Source organism: Streptomyces sp. G5(2025) (assembly GCF_049542075.1).
Lineage (GTDB): Bacteria > Actinomycetota > Actinomycetes > Streptomycetales > Streptomycetaceae > Streptomyces.
In genome coordinates this window covers 135242-151980 of the sequence record NZ_JBMUZT010000002.1, presented here as the reverse complement: position 1 = coordinate 151980, position 16739 = coordinate 135242, and the positions used below count along the sequence as shown (strand labels likewise).

Annotated in this window: 15 protein-coding genes and 1 pseudogene; 7 read left to right on the top strand and 9 right to left on the bottom strand. The window is 70.0% G+C overall.

What is annotated here, in order from left to right:
- Positions 1-149: 149 nt before the first annotated feature.
- A complete protein-coding gene (locus tag ACOBQB_RS01100; protein WP_423588025.1) occupies positions 150-728 on the top strand; it encodes a phosphoesterase in 579 nt (192 codons plus the stop codon).
- On the top strand, positions 725-2314 hold the full coding sequence (locus tag ACOBQB_RS01095) for an alkaline phosphatase D family protein (RefSeq protein ID WP_423588024.1): 1590 nt from the start codon (positions 725-727) through the stop codon (positions 2312-2314). The genes ACOBQB_RS01100 and ACOBQB_RS01095 overlap by 4 nt, the downstream gene beginning before the upstream one ends.
- A 103-nt stretch (positions 2315-2417) precedes the next feature.
- Here the strand turns inward: ACOBQB_RS01095 and ACOBQB_RS01090 are convergent, their stop codons facing one another.
- From ACOBQB_RS01090 to ACOBQB_RS01080, 3 genes are all read right to left on the bottom strand, one after another.
- Positions 2418-3605 (bottom strand): oxygenase MpaB family protein, encoded by a 1188-nt coding sequence (locus ACOBQB_RS01090; RefSeq protein WP_423588022.1) that lies wholly within the window; start codon positions 3603-3605, stop codon positions 2418-2420.
- 125 nt (positions 3606-3730) lie between these two features.
- Positions 3731-4819 carry a polyprenyl synthetase family protein gene (locus ACOBQB_RS01085; RefSeq protein WP_423588020.1) on the bottom strand — a complete coding sequence of 363 codons (1089 nt, stop codon included), beginning with the start codon at positions 4817-4819 and terminating at the stop codon, positions 3731-3733.
- On the bottom strand, positions 4812-5252 hold the full coding sequence (locus ACOBQB_RS01080; RefSeq protein ID WP_423588018.1) for a hypothetical protein: 441 nt from the start codon (positions 5250-5252) through the stop codon (positions 4812-4814). The genes ACOBQB_RS01085 and ACOBQB_RS01080 overlap by 8 nt, the downstream gene beginning before the upstream one ends.
- 351 nt (positions 5253-5603) lie before the next feature.
- On the opposite strand from ACOBQB_RS01080, the gene ACOBQB_RS01075 reads away from it, so the two are divergent.
- Positions 5604-5948 carry a hypothetical protein gene (locus tag ACOBQB_RS01075; RefSeq protein WP_423588016.1) on the top strand — a complete coding sequence of 115 codons (345 nt, stop codon included), beginning with the start codon at positions 5604-5606 and terminating at the stop codon, positions 5946-5948.
- A 231-nt stretch (positions 5949-6179) separates the two neighbouring features.
- Here the strand turns inward: ACOBQB_RS01075 and ACOBQB_RS01070 are convergent, their stop codons facing one another.
- On the bottom strand, positions 6180-6347 hold the full coding sequence (locus tag ACOBQB_RS01070; RefSeq protein ID WP_423588014.1) for a hypothetical protein: 168 nt from the start codon (positions 6345-6347) through the stop codon (positions 6180-6182).
- 137 nt (positions 6348-6484) lie between these two features.
- Here ACOBQB_RS01070 and ACOBQB_RS01065 point away from each other — a divergent pair, with 137 nt between their 5' ends.
- Together ACOBQB_RS01065 and ACOBQB_RS01060 are read left to right on the top strand one after the other, a co-directional pair.
- On the top strand, positions 6485-6832 hold the full coding sequence (locus ACOBQB_RS01065; RefSeq protein ID WP_423588012.1) for a hypothetical protein: 348 nt from the start codon (positions 6485-6487) through the stop codon (positions 6830-6832).
- A gap of 293 nt (positions 6833-7125) precedes the next feature.
- Positions 7126-7824 (top strand): annotated as a pseudogene (locus ACOBQB_RS01060) (DUF4157 domain-containing protein); the annotation flags it as partial.
- A 737-nt stretch (positions 7825-8561) separates the two neighbouring features.
- On the opposite strand, the gene ACOBQB_RS01055 reads toward ACOBQB_RS01060, so the two are convergent.
- Positions 8562-10004, bottom strand: coding sequence for a glycosyltransferase family 39 protein (locus ACOBQB_RS01055; protein ID WP_423588010.1), 1443 nt, complete (start codon positions 10002-10004; stop codon positions 8562-8564).
- 943 nt (positions 10005-10947) lie between these two features.
- On the opposite strand from ACOBQB_RS01055, the gene ACOBQB_RS01050 reads away from it, so the two are divergent.
- Both ACOBQB_RS01050 and ACOBQB_RS01045 read left to right on the top strand, forming a co-directional pair.
- Positions 10948-11163, top strand: coding sequence for a hypothetical protein (locus tag ACOBQB_RS01050; RefSeq protein ID WP_423588008.1), 216 nt, complete (start codon positions 10948-10950; stop codon positions 11161-11163).
- 378 nt (positions 11164-11541) lie between these two features.
- Positions 11542-11823 (top strand): hypothetical protein, encoded by a 282-nt coding sequence (locus ACOBQB_RS01045; RefSeq protein WP_423588006.1) that lies wholly within the window; start codon positions 11542-11544, stop codon positions 11821-11823.
- Between the two features lie 204 nt (positions 11824-12027).
- Here ACOBQB_RS01045 and ACOBQB_RS01040 read toward each other — a convergent pair whose 3' ends face one another.
- The 4 genes from ACOBQB_RS01040 to ACOBQB_RS01025 all read right to left on the bottom strand — a co-directional run bounded on the left by ACOBQB_RS01040 (position 12028) and on the right by ACOBQB_RS01025 (position 15945).
- A complete protein-coding gene (locus ACOBQB_RS01040; protein WP_423588004.1) occupies positions 12028-12657 on the bottom strand; it encodes a Fic family protein in 630 nt (209 codons plus the stop codon).
- Entirely contained in the window at positions 12644-12859 is a 216-nt protein-coding gene (locus tag ACOBQB_RS01035; RefSeq protein WP_423588002.1) for a hypothetical protein, read from the bottom strand. The genes ACOBQB_RS01040 and ACOBQB_RS01035 overlap by 14 nt, the downstream gene beginning before the upstream one ends.
- Positions 12860-13240: 381 nt before the next feature.
- Positions 13241-14764 carry a hypothetical protein gene (locus ACOBQB_RS01030; RefSeq protein WP_423588000.1) on the bottom strand — a complete coding sequence of 508 codons (1524 nt, stop codon included), beginning with the start codon at positions 14762-14764 and terminating at the stop codon, positions 13241-13243.
- Positions 14764-15945, bottom strand: a complete 1182-nt coding sequence (locus ACOBQB_RS01025; protein ID WP_423587998.1) for an FAD-dependent monooxygenase — start codon at positions 15943-15945, stop codon at positions 14764-14766. The genes ACOBQB_RS01030 and ACOBQB_RS01025 overlap by 1 nt, the downstream gene beginning before the upstream one ends.
- Between the last annotated feature and the right edge of the window lie 794 nt (positions 15946-16739).

Genomic DNA, 16739 nt, shown 5'->3' with positions numbered 1-16739 from the left:
ATCGTTCGGTTTTCTTCGGGGGTGACCGCGCGCGGCACGACCCGTCGGCGCACGGCGCGGACGTAACAGAATTCGCCGAAACGCTTCTCCTGGTTCACACGCGGCTGGTGGGCTGACCGCGCTCAACCCAACGATCACAGGAGGCATGCGTGAACCTGGTCGTCAACGGCGACGCGGAGAGCGGCACGGGCGGCACCGCCGACCCCGTCACGAAGGTCAGCGGCTGGCAGGTCGCCCAAGGGGCCCCGGCGCTCATCGCCTACAGCCTCGGCGGCGGCTACCCGACCGCGTCGGACCCCGGCCCGGCCCGGCGCGGCAGCCGCTTCTTCTCGGGCGGCAACAGCCCGCGTACCGCCCTGGTCCAGGACATTCCCCTGCCCAGAACCGGCAGAACCGGCCGCCGGGCCGTCGACACGGGACGGGTGCGTTACACCCTGTCCGCCTGGCTCGGTGGCTACGCCGGTCAGGAGGACGGCGCCCGGCTCTCCGTGGAGTTCCGTGACGCCAAGGGCACGCCGGTCGCCCTGAGCGTGCTCGGCCCCGTCGGCGCCGGGGACCGCGAGGGCCGTACGGGCCTCGTGGAGCGCACCGCCGAGGCCGCGGTGCCGCCCACCGCCCGCTCGGCGCGCCTCCTCCTCGTCTTCACCCGCAGCGGCGGCGGCACCTCCAACGACGGTTACGCGGACGCCCTCTCCCTCACCCTCAGCGCCGACGGAGGCCACCGATGACCGTCAACCGCCGTGATCTGCTGAAGGCCGCCGCGGCTGCCGGTGCGCTGAACCTCGCCTGGCCGCTGACCGCGGGGCTCACTCCCGCGCAGGCCCGCGAGGCGGCCGAGCGCCTGGGCGCCGAGTACGACCCGGCGCCGTTCACCCTGGGTGTGGCCTCCGGCGATCCGCAGCCGCACTCGGTGCTCCTGTGGACCAGACTGGCGCCCGAACCTCTCGCCGCCGAGCAGAGACTCCCCGAGGTCGTGGAGGTCGACTGGGTGGTCGCCAGGGACGCCCGGCTGCGGGACGTCGTCGCCCGCGGCACCGCGCCGGCGTCCGCGACGCTCGGCCACAGCGTGCACGTGCCGGTGAGCGGCCTCGCGCCCGGCCGCCACTACTGGTACGCATTCAAGGCGCTCGGCAGGACCAGCCGCGTCGGCCGTACGAAGACCGCGCCGCGCGGCCAGGTCTCCAAGGTCACCTTCGCCGCCGCCAACTGCCAGGCCTTCCACGACGGTTTCTACGCCGCGCACCGCGGCATCGCCCGCGAGAACGTGGACTTCGTCGTCCACCTCGGCGACTACATCTACGAACACGGCCAGGTCGGCGGCGTACCGGAGAAACACGTACGCGACCACGACGGACCGGAGATCCTCACGCTCGCCGACTACCGCAAGCGGCACGCCCTGTACAAGGGCGACACGTCGCTGCGCGAGGCGCACGCCGCCCATCCGTGGTTCCTGACCTGGGACGACCACGAGGTCGTCAACGACTACAGCGGCACCGGGGGAGGGGCGCCGTTCATGCGCCGCCGCGCGGCCGCCTACCAGGCGTGGTTCGAGCACATGCCGCACCGCGACTCCTTCGGCGGCATGGCCCTGCCCGACCCCGAGATCCACCGCGTACGCCGCTGGGGCGACCTGCTCGAACTGAGCGTCCTCGACCTGCGCTCGTACCGCTCCGCGCAGAACCTGCCCGACGGCACGATCCTCGGCGCCGAGCAGAAGGCCTGGCTCAAGGACACCGTCGACCGCGCCCCGGACTCCTGGCACGTGTGGGCCAACTCGATCATGCTGAGCCAGTTGCGGGGCAGGCCGGGCGGCTCGTACATGTTCACCGATCAGTGGGACGGCTTCCTCGCCGAGCGCGAAGAGGTGCTCGGGCACGTGCACAAGAGCGGCCTGGAGGACCTGGTCGTCATCACCGGTGACTGGCACTCGGCGTTCGTCGACGACGTGCGCACCGACTTCGACCAGCCCGACTCGCCGTTGGTGGGTACGGAGTTCACCGCGCACTCGGTGACCTCCGGCGCCTACTCGCCCGAGTGGAACGCCGCCAACGGCCCCCTCATGGGCAAGGCCAACCCGCACCTGAAGTACTTCGAGGGCAACCGGTACGGCTACGACGTGTACGAGGTGACGCCCGAGCGCTTCACCGCCCACATGCGTGTCATCGGCGACCGCCGCGACCCGAACTCTCCGGTGACCACGCTGACGAAGTTCCACGTGGACCGCGGCAAGGCCGGCTCGTACGAGGACGAGGGGACCAAGGGATCACCCGCGCAGTACCGCAGGGCTCCCACGGCGGGTACAACGGCACCCTGAGGCGAGCAGAGCGTCATCCACCGGGCGCCCCGCCCGGAGCCGGTCCAGCGGATCCGGCTCCGGGCCTCGGTATCCGTCCGTCCGCAGAGCCGTCCCTGTGGATCTACGGCACGGCAGGGGTCGGGGCCGGAGGCACCCAGCGGTGGGTGCGAGACGCCTGCGAACGTACGCCGTACTCGCTCTTGAGCTCCTCCGGGATGGCGTACTGCATGACCCTGCCACGAGTGAGCGAGGCCAGCTCGAAAGTCGTGAGCAGGCTGCCCGCCTTGTCCAGTGCCCACTCGCCGAGGGGGCCGCTGTCCTCCACCGTCTCCAGCAGGCCGAGCACGACAGGCACGGCCTTGGCGGCGGTGTCCCAGACGCTGCGGGGGATCTGGAGCCAGTCGGCGATGGTCGGGCCGACCAGGAAGCGGATGGTGGCGGGGACGATGGGGTCGAAGAGGGTGCCGGGGACCACGTCCTCGTACATCCGCATCAACTGGTTGTTCAGGCGGACCCCGTCCTCGGACGGGCCGAGGTTGCGGGCCAGGTAGAGATCGGCGTACGCGCGGGCCTCGGTGAGGTTGTCCGGGGCGGCCTCCATGTCGCAGCCGAGGATGGATCCGACGACCCGCCAGGCGTAGTAGTACGCCTCCGCGCCCTCGTCACTCATGTGGATGCCGAGCCGGTGCATGGCGTCCAGGACGAGGATCGAGAAGCAGATCTGCCCACCGATCATGTCCTCCTGGCAGAGCGGCAGGCCGTCCTTCGCGGTGTCCCAGCGCCCCGACTCGGTGAGGTGGTGGCGCACCGCCGCGTGCAGCAGCCGGACCTTCTGGGCCGCCGGGATGAATTTGCTGCCCTCCTCGAAGGCGTTGGTCTGCATCAGGTAGGTGACGAACTGGCCGGTGTTCGCCATCCGACGGGACGGGTAGTCCATCGAGTGGGTCGAGGCGAGCAGTTTGGCTACGCGCGGGACCGCGTAGGTGGCGGGCATCGCGGCGAAGGACAGGCCGGTGTTGATGTGTGGGGCGTTGTCCATGAAGAACAGCCGGGCGCGCTCCATGATGTCCCAGTCGACCCACTTCGGCGGCATGCCCGTCGCCTCCAGGAACGAGGCCGCCGACTCCGGCAGGCCGTCGGGGAGTTTGTGGCCGGCGGTGCTGAAGAAACGCATGAGGGTGTTGAAGTCCCGCACCTCCCCGCGCTCGAACATGGCGGCCACGGTCTCGTCCGCGAGGGGGTCGCCTTGGCTGCGCAGCTCGTCGAGCGCGGCGTCGGTGTAGTGCTTCGGTGTCTTCTCGGTTGTCACGGGATGCTCCTGGGTGGTGTGCGGGGCGCGTGTGAGGGCGCGTGTGAGTGTTGCTCGTACGGCGGGACGGCTCCCGGGGCGGAGGCGGGTGGCGGAGTGAGGACGGAGGGCGGCGCGGAGCGGGCTCACCACGCCCGGTCGGCCGCCGAGGTGGCCAACGCGCGAAGTGCCGCGCGTGCTTCGATCGGCAGTGCCAGGCAGTCCAGGGCGCCGCGGGCCGCCGCCATCCGCTCCGAGATCATCTCCTCGACGCGTCCGCGTGCCCCGCACTCGTCCATCAGCCGCCGCACCAGTGCCGCGTCGGACTCGTCCAGCGCGGGATCGCCGAGGATCTTCTCCAGCAGCCGACGGTCAGAAGGGCTGAGCAAGGTGAGGGTCGTGGCGAGCAGCGCGGTGGGTTTGCGGTCCCGTAGATCGTCGAGGTTCGACTTGCCGGTCTCGGCGGGATCGCCGAAGGTCCCGATCAGGTCGTCGCGGAGCTGGAAGGCCTCGCCGAGCGGCAGCCCGTACGCGGTGAAGGCCGCCATCATCTGCCGTGAGGCGCCGCCGAGGGTGGCGCCCATGTGCAGCGGCCGCTCCACCGTGTACTTGGCGGTCTTGTAGCGGGCGACCTCCAGCGATTCCGCGATCTCCGGCGTGTCGTTGCCGGTGCGCAGTACTTCCAGGAATTCGCCCGCGACGGTCTCGCGCAGCAGCGTCGACCACAGGGGCACGGTCCGCGCCACGTAAGCGCCGGGCAGGCCGCAGGTGGCGAAGACCTGCGCCGCGTACCCCATCAGCAGGTCACCGAGCATCATGGCGAGCGCGGCAGGCCGTTGCTGCCGTACGGAGACGTGCCGGACAGATCCGGGATACGGGCTTCTGATGCTCCAGCGCAACGCGCCGCCCTCGGCGAACGCGACGTGAGCGGTGGGCAGTCCGTGCCGCAGGCGGCTGTCGTCGATGATGTCGTCGTGCGTGCAGGCGGCCGCGTGCACCAGTTCCATGGCGGCCGCCGCCCTGATCACCCCCTCGCAGTCCGGCTGGCCCGAGGCGCGCCAGCCCCAGTACAGGAAGGCGGCCCGCACGCGCTTGCCCCGGGTCAGCGAACTGCGCAACTGGGCACAGAGCGGGGCCAGTTCACCGGAGAGCCGCAGCAGCTCGGCCTCCTCCTCGTCGACCAGTCGACACAGGTACGCGTCGATGCGTCGCCGGAACGCCAGATCGTCATGCATGGGGCGGCACCGTCTTGTCGGGCTGCACCGTCTCTTCGGGCTGCACCGTCTTTTCGGGTTGCACCGTCCTTTCGGGCCGTACGGCGCCCGCGGTACGTACGTTCCGCTCGATGGACCGGCGGGCCATCAGTTCCAGGTAGTTGTCGCTGTCGGCGGCGGCCACTCGCTGCGAGGCCAGCTCCCCGCGTGCTTTCAGGTCCTTCATCCCGTCCGCGACCAGCTCACGCACATCGGATCGCCGCACCGCACCCTGACCCCGGTCCGTCGCCTGCCGCACCTGATCGAGCACGAGATCGACGGCCCCCAGCGCGAGGAGACCGACCTGTTCCAAGGTGGCGAGCGGATTCCAAGATGCCTGCTGTGGCCGCTGAGTCTGCTCCGCCTGTTGCGTCTGCTGTGCCTGTTGGGTCTGGTCCTGCGGTTGTCCGGTCATTCCCGGTGCCCCTCTGCCGACAGATCGTCAAGAAGTTCCAGTCAACTGGCCGGGCATGCGGCTCCGTCCTCCATTTGCTGCTCCATCCCTCGTCAGAGCGGTGCAATTGACTCTCACGGGTGAACGGATCCTGTGCGTTCCGTGCGACGACGCCCGGGGTGGGCCCTGTGCCGATTCGAAGCGCGGCGGCGCTGAGGTGGCAGTGATGCGCCGCGGGCTGGACGGCGTGGTTGCCTGACCGTTTCTGCGGTGAATCCGGCACTCGGAGGGGTGAGTTTCCTGCCTCGGACGTTCCCGGCGCCCGGAAGAGGCCGGTACGACTACGACATGTTGAAACCTCTCGTGTCGAGCGTGACCGCTGCCGCACTCGCTTTCGGGTCCTTGCTGTTGGGTTCGACAGCACACGCCGTGGCGAGCCCCACACTCCCCGCAGCGGGCAAGCCCACAGCCGTTCGAGTGGCGTGCGAGATCGGCGGCCCCCACACCGACTTCAAGGGCACCGCCATCCACATGCGCAACCGACCGGGCGGCGACCACGTCGGATGGGCTGCTCAGGGCGACTGCGCGTACTGGTACCAGACCGATTCCGGGCCCACGGTCCGGTGTCCGGACGGCTCCAAGACGGTGGCGTGGCAGCTGGTGCAGAACAAGCGCACCGGTGTGGTCGGCTACGTCTCCGCTTGCTACCTAGGCTGAAAAACAGCACCGCTGGCGCAGTCCTGCCGGTGCCGGTGCCCGTCCACGGCGGCGGGGCACCGCATCGAAAGAAGCTGACCGCCTCCTCCCGCCACCGCGGCCGCCGACCCGCGGCCACCGCGGACGCCTGGTGCGCGTAGCGGCGCATGTCAGCCCGCATTCGGTCTGCCATGCCCCGGCGTTCGCCGAACTCCCGGATGGGCAACGATCGTCTCGGGCGTGCCGCAAGCATCACCGGGCGCGGCATCCACCACGCGGCGCTCCGAGGCCCCCAAGGGCCGCCAACCACGCGCTGACGGCGTAACTGCGCCTGCCGTCGCGGATGTCGGTGCCGGTCGGCTTGCCCATGGTGTCCGCGTCCCTGAACAGGTCCAGATACTCGCAATCCTGCCACCGCAAGCAGTTGTACTACCTTCATTCAGGTGTCGGTCGAACGGGTTACAGCGAAACGTTTTCTCGGATGAGACGTGTGTGATGGCAGCCAGCGGGTGGACAGACTCAGGCGTCCTGTCCTCCCATTCTGAGGAGCCTGCTTCATGCGCTTTCGTCGTTCTGTCGCCGCTGCTTTCGGAGCTCTCACACTTGTTCTGGCGGCCCCCACTTCGGCCAGTGCCGCCGAAGGACAGTTCCGCTACACCTACCTGACCGACGAGGGTTACGAGGCGGTCGGTTTCCTCAACAACCCGCCGAGCGGCGAGTGCATCAACCTCTACGGCGTCGGCTCCGACGACCTGCCCCCCGGGCACTCTCCGAAGAACCGTACGGACGCGACGGCGGTGGTCTTCCTGAACGCCGACTGCGAGGGCGACGCCTTCTTCTCCTTGCGCCCCCACACGGGTGGTGGCTCGGAGCGCTTGAAGGTGCGCTCGGTCGTTTTCTCCTGATTGCCTGGAGGATGCCGCCCGGTGCGAGCTCATCAGTGCGCGTACCGGGCGGAACTCTGCGCACCAGGTACGGCGGATGCCCGTAGCATCAGGGCAGCCGAAGCCGCGGGCGATCCGTGCCGTCCGGGTGGCGTGGGGGAGTGCTCGGAGCACGCTCTGCGTACGCCACCAGGGAGCATCCGGCGCTCCATTGCCTGTTCAGCCACTGAACACTGCCCCTTAGTACCTGGCAGGGAGGGCCGCGCGCCACGTATCCAGGGAGGAACCCGAGTTCGTCTCCCCGGAAGGCCTCCATGCGTACCCGCGAAACCCCCGAACCCGCTGACGGGAAAAGGTCCAGCCGGGCACCGGCCCGCACCCCGGCGCCAGAAGACGCGGTCGCCGGGAGCATGTCTCCGCAGGCGCTCGTGGCATTGCAGCGCACCGCCGGGAACGCCACGGTTGTCCAGTTGCTCCGGGAGGCAGGCCACCTCGGGGCACAGGAACGGCACCAGCACGGCGCGGGCTGCGGACACCGGCAAGCCGTACCGGAGGTACTACCGGAGGTACAGAGGTCTGCCGTTCACGACGTCCTTCGCAGTGGCGGGCAGCCCCTGGACGAGTCCACCCGCACCGACATGGAAGCCCGCCTCGGCGCGGACTTCTCGGACGTCCGCCTGCACACCGACAGTGCCGCGAAGGCGTCGGCCGCGGAGGTCGGCGCCCGCGCCTACACCTCGGGCAACCACGTCGTCATCGGCGACGGCGGCAGTGACAAGCACACCCTCGCTCACGAACTCACCCACGTCATCCAGCAACGTCAAGGCCCCGTGGCCGGCACTGACCACGGCGCGGGACTTCGCGTCTCCGATCCGGGTGACCGGTTCGAGCGAGAGGCCGAGGCCAATGCCACCCGGGCGATGAGCAGGCCCGTACAGCGCAAGTCAGCAGTGAGGGAAGACCGGTCGAGCACGGCACCTGCCGAGGAGGTCAGGGTGCAGCGTGTTGCCACGCGGGGTGCCACCGGGAATCTGCCGCTCCTGGCCTGGGACCGGCACCCGCCGGTGTGGGGCACTCCTGTTTTCGGCCCGGTGAACCCCTACGGGGGGCCGCTGGCTCGCACGGGTGGGTCGAGTGTGGCGGTCACCTTGGGGCCGAGTGTCAACGCGCCTGGGAACACCTACGGGGGCTCTCGCCCAGGAGCTGCTGAATGCACGCTCGTCAACGAGCTCAACCAGAGGGACGGCGACGGCTGGATCAAGGGGCACCTATGGAATGACAACTTGGGCGGCCACGGGGTCTCGACCAACCTGACGCCCATGACCAACAGCACGAACCAGAACTTCAACCGCAGGTTTGAGGAGCCTCTGAAAGCGATGCTGCTCGCGTGCACACGGCACGCTCAGAACAATTCAGGGTCACCCTTCTGGTACGGCGTGACCTTCACTGTCCGTACCTACGGCCAGATGTCGAACAACCCTGCCGACCTGGAGTACTTCGTGCCTGAAGGGGTCGAGTACACGGCGAGCTATGTACAGATGGACAGGGTGACTCAGGCAATCAGCCCTGCAGCAGCACCTGCGGGATTTCCTCCCGTGATCACGTAAAAGCCCGTGGATTAAGGTGCCTGGTGCTTGACCATCACGCGGGCCTGGCCTGGCCAGGCAGGTAGGTAGGTAGGAGCAGCGGTGGGCGGTCAGCGCTTGTCCGTCCGCCATGAGACACCGCGCAGTCGGCCACCCTTGCCTGCCTACGGCACCGGCTGACGTGACGTTGCCGCCACGTCCCCGGGGACACAGAGGGTGTCGCGGTGCTGGTAGACCGTCACCTTGCGCCCCCGTTCGCTGATCTCGGCGCAGCGGACGAAGTGTGCTCCCAGGGTGCGCAGTTTGGCCCGGTCGCGGGGCGTGGCGGCGGAGGCCGCGCCCGCGTCACTGACGACCACTACGCGGCGCGCCGCGAGGAGGACTTCCGTTATCCGGTCGGGAGTTGCTTCCTCTCCGTTCAAGGTGCCGTGTTCCACGGGGCGTTGAAGCAGCGCCGCGTCTTTTGTGCCGGTGAAGGCAGTCGGTGTGACGAGGGCCGTGTCGCGACGTGCCGCAGGGATGAACAGCACCACGTCCCCTGCTCGACGGACAGTGGTGACGTTCTCGGCCGTGGACAGAACGTCGTCGATCCGGCCGGCCGCACCGCGCAGTGACAGATGGAAGGGCAGCAGTCCGAGAAGGGCGAGAGTGAGGAGCACGGCGGTTGTTCGGCCGGGCGGTATGTGTGTGCGCAGGCGCAACGCCAGTGCCTGGCATGCCGCGCCGACGAGCAGGGCGAGCCCGAGGTGGGAGAAGAGGACGTAGCGGTCCAGGTAGACGGGGCGGGCCAGGGAGGCGGTGAGCAGCAGAAGGGGAGGGAGCGTGAGCAGCGGCAGGGCGAGCGCGGCGAGCGGGAACCGTGTGCTCCTGGGCACGTGGGGTCCGCGCAGCGAGGGCCAGGCGCAGAGTGCGCCCGCGAGCAGCGTCAGCGAAAGCCCGAGCAGTGTGCTGCGGCTGACGGGGGGTATCCAGGAGATCTGCTCCGACTGTGCCTTGCTCGCCAGTACGAGGGGCAGCGCGCCGGTGACGGCGGCGGACGCGGCGGCCGTCCACCGGAGGACGCTGGCGCGGGGTGGGCGGATGAGGGCGATCGTCACCGCGTGCGCGCACAGCGCGAGGAGCGAGAACCAGTTGAGCAGCGCGGCCACGAGCAGCGCCGTGCCGTAGGCCGTCCAGCGGCCCGCACTCGGACTGTCGAGCGCCGCGACGAGCAGCCAGCAGGCCAGTGCCACGCAGGCTGTGACCAGCGCGTACGACCGTCCCTCCTGCGCGTACCGCTGGACCGCGGGGATGAGGGCGAAGGCGAGGCCCGCGGCCTGCCCCGCCCACCGGCCGGCCAGCCGGGTGCCCAGCAGGGCGACCAGCGCCGCCGCGCCGGTCATCGCGAGGACGGAGGGCAGCCGCAGCGCGAGGAGGCTGTCTCCGAAGACGGTGAAGACGCCGTGCATGAACAGGTAATAGAGGCCGTGGACGACATCCACCCGGTCCAGCAGGTGCCAGATCTCGGGGACGGTCCTGTGGGCCACCTGCCACGTCGCTGCCTCGTCACGCCACATGCTGTTCTCGCGGGTGATTCCCCACAGGCCGAGAAGCAGGGTTGACGCCACCGGCGCGGCCACACCTAGGGGTGTTCTGGGCATGCCAAATCCAGCCATGTGTGGTCTCCGCGTCGACGTGAAGGAAGCGACCGGAAGGCGGGCCACCGCCGCGCCCAGGGCTGCCGCCGACCCGCTGAACGCGGCGCCGCCACCGGGCGTTCCCGATCACCCGGAACACGCTAGGCGGCGGGCGTCTGGGGGTCGTCACCAGCGATGACGACCCGCAGAGGTCCGCCGTGAGAACGACATCGAACCCGGCCTCAACCGCGGGAAGTAGTCCTCCGGCCAGCGGGGACGATCAGCGTTGAGGGACCTTTCACAGGCCACTGCTGATGTGTCGGCGAAGCGGGCCGGCCCGCTGGAGAGCGGGCGCGAGCCCCGCAGGCGCGAGGGTACGGGGGTATGGGAGTACGAGGGTGTGGGGGTACGAGGGTGTGGGGTCTGCGGGTCGCCGCCGTGCGGGATGGCCAGGCCACACGCACCGGCGCAGCAGCCTGACGCAGCCGTCGTCGCCCCCGGTCGCGCAGGACGCACGGCCCCGGCGACTCATCCAGGTCGCACCCGCAGGTACAAAGACTGAAGAGCAAAGAGCTGGGCCCGTCGGTCAGGCCCTGCCGGAACGGCGATCCGAGACCTCGGGACAGGCGGGCCGGCTCGCGATGACGGCGGAGACGAGGCCGGGAACCGTCAGGTGACCGGCCGCCGACGCCCAGGCATCCGACTGGTCGGGACCGCGCGCGAGACCAGAAGGGCATGCGAAGGCCAGGACAGCCCCCAGGGCCCGTCAGCCGGTACCCGTCCCCGCGCTCCGCCTCCGCCCGCTCGGCGAGGAGTGCCGGGGCGCCGAGTCCGTTGCGATGAGCGAATGTTCTGGCCGAGCCGATGGCAAGTTCCCGCTTCGTCACCTGTAAGGAGCGGCGTCGGAGCGGGTCGTCAGGGGTAGGGAGATGCCATGGCCGAGGTTGTGGACTCAGACGAACTGTTGCGACGCATCCAGCGGGCGAGGGACTGCGCCCGGCAAGAGAAGCGGACGTGGCGAACACGGAGCGAGGAACTGCGGTCCGCAGATCCGGAGGGGGCGAGGGACGCCGCCATGCGGGCTGTGGCCCACGGGGCGGTGCTGACAGCGCTGGAGGAGATCCTCACCCCAGGCAAGCATGTTGGCTGAAGCTGCTGGGGGGCTCAGCCTCCCCGGCACCGAAATGTCCGTCAGCCGTTGCGCTCCCGCTCGGTAAGGCCGGTGGCATTCCCCGCCGGGCCCGTCGCTGTAACCCCGACGGGACTGTTACGCACCCGGGCTGACCGCCAACTGCGGCCAGTCAGCGGCAAGCTGCTTCGTCCCTCACACGCCTCTCAGTCCGGTGCCCACCAACTGCTCCTGCTCAACCGCATAATTCGGGGCATAGAGGCCCACCCCGTCCCCGCCGGGGCCATCAGCGCGTACGCTTCACCACCGCGCAGGGGTCACTGCCGTAGCGAGCAAGGCGAGCCGGCGATCTGGGGCGGTCACAGAGCGCGCCTGGAGCGCGCCTGAGGTGCGCCTGCGGTGAGTACGCAGTCGCGTGCCTGCTCCGCGGCCCGGGATCCGCCTGTACTGACGAAAGGTCACTGTTGCTGCGAACCGCGCTCCGCCGCCGCGATCACCACCGCGCTCGCCCAGGCCCACCCCGATCGCAACATCAAGGCCAACGTCGTACGCACCACGGTAGAGGCCCTGGTCGCCGAGGGCCGGATTGAACGCACCAAACAGAGTTCATCGGTCTTCTGCACCGCAGCCGCTCCGGCAGAGGATTACACCGCGCCACAACCAGAGGGGTCCGCCAACTGAGCATCGGCGGCCGCCCGTTCATGACCCCGGCCAACAGAACCACCGCCGGGCCAGTGCGTGCTGTCCGTGCTGTCCGTGCTGACCGCGCTGCCCGTGGAAGGCGACGCCTTCGTGGACCGGCGGTGACGCCACCGGATGGACCCCGCCCACGCTCTTCCCGGCCGGCTTCCTGCGAAGCCGAACGGTGAAGGCTGGCGGAAGCCGTCAGTGCCCTTGCCCGATCGCTGCAGTTCCGGCGCGGTTGAGCACGCCGATGAGAGTGGCAAGGTCGGCGGCGCCCGCCGGATCATCCGCGTATCGAGTGGTCTGGAGGGGGCCGACCTCAAAAAGGACGATGTCCTCCCGGGCCAGGACGTGGACCAAGGTCAACAGGGCAGCGCGGGCGTTGCCGTCCGTGAAGGGGTGGAAGAACGCCACGTCGAGACAGGCGCGGGCCGCGCGGGCCGCCGGCGGGGTGTTCGGGTCGGTCGCCTCGCGCAGGCAAGAAGCGAAGTCGGCCTGAGTACGCGAGGTCAGGCCGTAACGCTCGCGGCCGGCCTTCGCATAGGCATCGGTCACGCGAAACGGTGCCTCTGTTTCGCCGAGGACCTCGCGCTGCCAGCCGGCCAGCAGGGCGAAGTCCAGCGGGGCGCGGCGTGCGGCATCGGCTCGGGCCAAGGCATGCGCAGCAAGCAGACGCTCGGCGCGAACAGGGTCGCGCCGGCGCACGGGCCCTTCGCACCAGGCCTGGAAGCCGTCGCGCGAAGGCGGAACCTGCCGTAGGACTGGTGCGTGTCGCCAGTCGGCCTCACGACGCACGCGCAGCCAGACCGAAAGGCTGTCAGTGACGGTCATGGAGATCCTCCACAGCTGCCCTCTCGCGGTGATCGCGGTAGGGGGCGGCGTGGCCGGTGAGGCCAACGGCGAGGTCCTCACCGACGGAGTCGGACAATGCCCGTTCAGGGATGACCTGGATGACCCAGCTCGTGAATCGGCCGTCGAACGCGCTCTCCACTGCCCGCCCTGCTTCGGCATGGTCCATGCCGGTGCTGGCCACTCTTTCCTGTCCGACTCTTGTCCGATTCTTGTCCCATGTGGTCGGCCCACCAGCCGCAGCCCGAAGTACCGCGACGCGCCGCGAACGGTTCTCCGGACCGCATCCGGTACGGCCATCCGCGCAAGACCTATAGCCCGTTCTCATCGGCATCGACGGCCGGTTCCCCGCAACGGCCGGTTCCCCGCAACGCCCGGCGCCCGGCCTCGGCCGGGCGGAAGAACGCGTACCGCCCCCCGATTCGACCACGTCAGGCGTGTCTCGTCCTCGCGTTGAAAGTCCTGATCTCGTCGTGCGCGCTCTCGGCCCTGGAGAGCACCGGTTCGGCGATCCGCGAGATCTCACGACAGAGCTCGTCCAGCCGCTCGCCGTTCCGCCTCGGCGTCACCGCGCCTCGGCGCAGAGGTACGGGCGTGCCAGCAGGAGAGCCGTCCCCGTCAGGGCGATGCCGAAGTAGACCGGCGCCAGGTGGATGAAGTCCGTGTAGTGGATCGCGCCGTGCACGACGACGGCGGGCAGGAAGCCCGCGGCGGCGGCCGCGGCCAGCGTCCAGAAAACCCAGGCCTCGCCCCGCCGCCAGCCCCAAGCGCTGAGCAGCACAATGGCCACCGCGGCCGACATCAACGCGCCGCCGAAGCCTGCGCGGTCGTGCGCGATGAAGGGGACCAGGCGGGGGTTCACGCCGTCCAACGACGCGGTGCTGATTCCCATGAAGGTCAGGTCGGACGGCACGAAAACGCCGGTCAGGCCGACCACAGAGATCACCGCTCCACCGACGAACAGACCCGCCCCGGTGACGATCATCAGCAGCTGCCCGACCAGCGCCCTTCGACGCTCCGGCTCCGGCCCCTCGGGCACCGGACGCCACCTCGGTCGGTGCGGGGCGCGGCGGACCGCCGCCACGTACATCGGGAACAGTACGACGCTGGTGGCCGCGTGCAGGGGTTCCACGAACCCGGTGGCCAGAAAGTACAGCAGGGTGGGGAAGCCGATCGCCCCGGAGAGCAGGTACGCCTCGCGGGCCCATGGCCGACCGCGTCTGATGCCACCCAGGGCGAGGCCGGTGTAGAGGGCGCCGATGGCCACCATCGTGCCCGCCATCGTGATGCGGTCATGCTGAAGGAAGTGCACGAGATGGTGGTTGGCGGCGTGCAGTTCGTGCACCGTCATCCCGAGGTAGTCACGGTCGTACCAGAGCAGCACGGGCCCGAGTGTGATGACGGCGGCGCCCAACCCCGCGCCGGTCATGCCGAGTCCGACGAGCATTCCCCACCACCAGGCGGGCCAGCGCCGGGGGCTGCGGCCGACGTCCCGCAACCGTGGGGCGGGCGTGGTGGGTGTGGCCGCCTCGGTGACGCGTGCGAACCAGCCGGGTCCAGCCGCGACGAGCACCTCGGGGCGGGCGAGCACCGCGGCGCCCGGCTCCGCCAGTACGGTCGCCGCCGCAGTGACCGACGGGTCGCACACCCGCACGAGGTGCGCGTCGTCGTCACCGGTGAACCCGTCGACGTGGGAATCCAGGGCAGCCTCGACGTCCCTGTCAAGGGCACGTACCACCACGGGGATGGAGCGGTGGGCGGCGGCCTCGCGCACGGCCTGGACGTCGGCCGCCGACACGGGCCCCACCTCGACGAACCCGGCCCCCAGCGGCGGCATGGCGCGTATCACGTCATGGGCGAGCGCGGGCGTAACGGATATGCCCAGGCGCACGGCCACGGGCACGTCGGCGACCTTTCCGGCGAGCCGCTCGGGAGGATGGCGGTGTCCGAAGCCTCGCGCGATCAGCCGCGCGCCGCCGGGGCGGGAACCGATGGAGGCCAGCAACCGCAGCGCGGTCAGCTGGGAGCGACGCCGACCGAGTACGGCAGCCGCGGCACCGCGCAGCGGGTGGTAAGTCCAATCGGGCATCAGCGACTCTTTCCAGCCGTGGAGGGGCCATGGCCGCCAGGTGGGCTCCAGCCGAACACCGGCGCCATGGAACGCAGAGTGGCCCGCGCCGGGACCAGGCGCGCGGCCGTGTCGCGGAGCAGCGCGGCGGGTGGCCAGGCCAGCTGGCCAACCGTGCCCAGACGGGCGGAGCGACGCGTGATGGCCTGGGTCCGGGGGCGGCGCAGTCGGTCGTACGAGCGAAGCGCCGCGTCCGTATCGGCCGTGGCGTCGAGACAGTGGGCGAGGGTGACGGCATCCTCCAGCGCCTGGCACGCTCCCTGGCCCAGGTTGGGTGTCATGGCGTGTGCCGCGTCGCCCAGCAGCGCGACCCGACCGCGGACGAAGGTGGACAGCGGCGGCAGGTCGTACAGATCGTGTCGCAGTACCGCGTCGGCAGGGACGGCGGCCAACAAGGCGGGGACCGGATCAGGCCAACCTCCGAAACGGCGCAGCAGTTCCGCGTGGTCGGAGGTGCCCAAGGCCGCTGCCTCGGGCAGCGTGGCCGTGGCGAAGCAGTACATACGATCGCCCGGCAGCGCCGTGAAACCGATCCTCTCCCCGCGCCCCCAAGACACCGCGCCCGCAGAAGGCGGCTCGGCGAGGGGCTCCGTCACCGCGCGCCAGGCGGTGTATCCGGCGTAACGCGGTGCGGGGGCGGCAGGCCAAAGGGCCCGGCGGAGCGCACTGCGCAGCCCGTCAGCGGCGACCACGAGGTCGGCCCGGGACTCGCCGCTGCGATGGTCGACGACCAGGCGGCCACCCTCTTCGCGGACCCCCGACACCTCGCTGCCCGGCTTCAGACTCCGGGAGGGCAGAGCCTCCCGAAGCGCCCGCAGCAGCTCTGCCCGATGCAGGACCACCAGCGGGTAACGGAAGCGTCGGGCCAGCTCCGCATTGTCCGTACGAGAAAGCCAGCGGCCCTTGCGGTCCCGCACGCCGCCGGTGGCCTCCTCGGCACCGAGGGATCGTACGGTGTCGGCCAGTCCGAGCGCGTCGAGTGCGCACAGCGCATTGGGCCACAGGGAGATGCCGGCGCCGACCTCGGTGAATTCCGGCGCCTTTTCCAGGACTTCGACGTGCCACCCACGCCGTTGCAGGGCGATGGCCGCGGCCAGACCACCGATCCCGCCGCCGACGATGGTCGCTGCGCGCTGTGGCATGAGGTCCTCGCTCTACGTTCTTCTGAGGGTGCCGCCTCGGACCCGGAACGGCGGCCGTTCGATTCGGTACTCCAGCGCATACACGCTCGGCACGCCCCACCCTCATCTGAGTAACACCGTGAAGCAGCATGGTGACAGACGCCCGTCAGAGGAGCTGGGGCGGGCATGTGTTTCTCGAACGGCGGCGGCTCGCAGCCGCGGCCGAAGCCGCAGCCGAGTCCAAGCCGCAGGTCGTCCGTATGGTGGTGCGCCGGGGCGGGCGAGATCCGATGGCCGGACATCGGGGTTGTGCCGCTCCTGGTCGAGCAGCAGGTCACCGGAATTCAACTTCTCCTTGTTCACGCCGGCCCGCTCGATCCGGTTCCGGTGTGCCGTTCGGTTGCCGGGGCGTGGCTGCGCGCCGTGGCTGCGCGGGTGTCAGCAGCGCGGTTGAGACCACGTTCCCGCTTGTCTTCATGCTGGTACCTGTTTGTAAGCACCTATTTGGGCTCCAGTGCACGGAGTTCTTTTGGCTCCACTGGCCTGCCGGAGGGGGCGTGTATTGGTGTGATTCACGCTCCTGTAGCAAGGTGATTTGGCCCCACTTCGATCGGGTGGTTCCGCGGGCCGGGGTGGGGGGTTTCGATCGGGTGGTTCCGCGGGCCGGGGTGGGGGGTGTTGAGGGTAGTTCTGGAGCCCCGGTGGACCTCCACCAGCGCGCCCCCGACAGGTGCGTGGAGGGTTGCCGACCCGACTCGACTCAGGTCGCGGACCTCCCGGTGGCCGCGTCGGCTGGACGAGAACGGACGAGGGCG

Bases quoted from the DNA above. Each gene is read 5' to 3' on its own strand.
- ACOBQB_RS01095 (WP_423588024.1), top strand. From the start codon at position 725: ATGACCGTCAACCGCCGTGATCTGCTGAAGGCCGCCGCGGCTGCCGGT.
- ACOBQB_RS01085 (WP_423588020.1), bottom strand. From the start codon at position 4,819: ATGCATGACGATCTGGCGTTCCGGCGACGCATCGACGCGTACCTGTGT.
- ACOBQB_RS01080 (WP_423588018.1), bottom strand. From the start codon at position 5,252: ATGACCGGACAACCGCAGGACCAGACCCAACAGGCACAGCAGACGCAA.
- ACOBQB_RS01065 (WP_423588012.1), top strand. From the start codon at position 6,485: ATGCGCTTTCGTCGTTCTGTCGCCGCTGCTTTCGGAGCTCTCACACTT.
- ACOBQB_RS01050 (WP_423588008.1), top strand. From the start codon at position 10,948: ATGGCCGAGGTTGTGGACTCAGACGAACTGTTGCGACGCATCCAGCGG.
- ACOBQB_RS01040 (WP_423588004.1), bottom strand. From the start codon at position 12,657: ATGACCGTCACTGACAGCCTTTCGGTCTGGCTGCGCGTGCGTCGTGAG.
- ACOBQB_RS01030 (WP_423588000.1), bottom strand. From the start codon at position 14,764: ATGCCCGATTGGACTTACCACCCGCTGCGCGGTGCCGCGGCTGCCGTA.
- ACOBQB_RS01025 (WP_423587998.1), bottom strand. From the start codon at position 15,945: ATGCCACAGCGCGCAGCGACCATCGTCGGCGGCGGGATCGGTGGTCTG.